1 protein-coding gene is annotated in these 1,647 nt (G+C 68.7%); it reads right to left on the bottom strand.

The window, feature by feature from the left end; all coding sequences use genetic code 11:
* On the bottom strand, positions 1 to 1,647 hold a 1,647-nt coding region (hutU, locus tag CAG31_RS27960; RefSeq protein WP_139832661.1), incomplete at both ends, for a urocanate hydratase.

Here is a 1,647-nt window from a genome sequence, read left to right as displayed (position 1 = left end):
AGTGATCATCGGCAGGTTCAGGCCCTGCTCTTTGGCGCAGTCGATCGCAATCTGGTAACCGGCATCGGCGTGACGCATCACCCCGGTGCCCGGGTCGTTGTGCAGCACGCGGGCGATGCGCTCGGCCGCCTCGTCGGTGCCGTCGCAGACGATCACCATCCCCGAGTGCTGCGAGAAGCCCATGCCCACACCGCCGCCGTGGTGCAGCGACACCCAGGTCGCGCCGCTCGCGGTGTTGAGCAGGGCGTTGAGCAGCGGCCAGTCGGACACGGCGTCGGAGCCGTCCTGCATCGATTCGGTCTCGCGGTTCGGGCTCGACACCGAACCGGAGTCCAGGTGGTCGCGGCCGATCACGATCGGCGCCGACAGCTCGCCGCTGCGCACCATCTCGTTGAACGCCAGGCCGAGCTTGGCGCGCAGGCCCAGGCCGACCCAGCAGATGCGCGCCGGCAGGCCCTGGAAGCTGATGCGCTCGCGCGCCATGTCCAGCCAGTTGTGCAGGTGCGCGTCGTCCGGGATCAGCGCCTTGACCTTGGCGTCGGTCTTGTAGATGTCCTGCGGGTCGCCCGACAGCGCCGCCCAGCGGAACGGGCCGATGCCGCGGCAGAACAGCGGACGGATGTAGGCCGGCACGAAGCCGGGGAAGTCGAAGGCGTTCGCCACGCCCTCTTCCTGGGCCATCTGGCGGATGTTGTTGCCGTAGTCGAAGGTCGGCACGCCCATCTTCTGGAAGTCCAGCATCGCCTTCACGTGCACCGCCATCGACCGCTTGGCGGCCTTCACCACCGCCGCCGGCTCGGTCTTGGCCCGGGCGCGGTACTCGTCCCAGGTCCAGCCGGCCGGCAGGTAGCCGTTGAGCGGGTCGTGGGCGCTGGTCTGGTCGGTGACCATGTCCGGACGCACGCCGCGGCGCACCAGCTCCGGCAGGATCTCCGCGGCGTTGCCGCACAGGGCGATGGAGATGGCGCGGCCTTCGGCGGTGTACTTGGCGATGCGCGCCAGGGCGTCATCCAGGTCCTTGGCCTGCTCGTCGACGTAGCGGGTCTTGAGGCGGAAGTCGATGCTCACCTGCTGGCATTCGATGTTCAGCGAGCAGGCGCCGGCCAGGGTCGCCGCCAGCGGCTGCGCGCCGCCCATGCCGCCCAGGCCTGCGGTCAGCACCCACTTGCCGGTGAGGTTGTCGTTGTAGTGCTGGCGGCCGGCCTCGACGAAGGTCTCGTAGGTGCCCTGGACGATGCCCTGGCTGCCGATGTAGATCCAGCTGCCGGCGGTCATCTGGCCGTACATGGCCAGGCCCTTGGCGTCCAGTTCGTTGAAGTGCTCCCAGGTCGCCCAGTGCGGCACCAGGTTGGAGTTGGCGATCAGCACGCGCGGGGCGTTGGCGTGGGTCTTGAACACGCCGACCGGCTTGCCCGACTGCACCAGCAGGGTCTCGTCGTCGTTGAGGTTGGTCAGGCTCTCGACGATCTTGTCGTAGCACTCCCAGTTGCGCGCCGCACGGCCGATGCCGCCGTAGACCACCAGCTCTTTCGGGTTCTCGGCCACTTGCGGGTCGAGGTTGTTCATCAGCATGCGCAGCGGCGCTTCGGTCAGCCAGCTCTTGGCGGTCAGCTGGTTGCCGCGGGGGGCGCGGATTTCGACGTCGCG

It is taken from the genome of Pseudomonas sp. R25(2017), from assembly GCF_002112565.1.
GTDB classification, from domain to species: Bacteria; Pseudomonadota; Gammaproteobacteria; order Pseudomonadales; family Pseudomonadaceae; genus Aquipseudomonas; species Aquipseudomonas ekonensis.
The sequence above is the reverse complement of the archived record's forward strand: the minus strand, read 5'-3'. Positions and strand labels throughout refer to the sequence as shown.